Consider the following 364-nt stretch of genomic DNA (forward strand, 5'->3'; position numbering starts at 1 on the left):
GCCAACAGCTGACGCTGGAGCAGGTCGCCAATTATCCGTTGGTAACATACGTCTTTGGTTTTACTGGGCGTTCCAAGCTGGATGAGGCTTTTAAAAGTCGAGGGCTGACACCGAGAGTGGCGTTTACTGCCGCGGATGCCGATGTGATCAAAACCTACGTACGGTTAGGGGTTGGTGTTGGCATTATTGCCAGCATGGCGCTTGATCCAGTGCAGGATAAAGATCTGGTCGCGATTGATGCCAGCCATTTGTTTGCGCCCAGTGTGACCAAGATCGGTTTCCGAAAAGGTACCTTCCTGCGTGGTTTTATGTATGACTTTATTTCTGGGTTTGCGCCACATTTGACGCGAGAGCTGGTGGATGC

1 protein-coding gene is annotated in these 364 nt (G+C 51.4%); it reads left to right on the plus strand.

The features are described from left to right. Positions 1 to 364 (plus strand): LysR substrate-binding domain-containing protein (locus tag Q4563_RS17265; RefSeq protein WP_303605372.1); only part of this gene is annotated, 364 nt, incomplete at both ends.

Source organism: Gilvimarinus sp. 1_MG-2023 (assembly GCF_030548285.1).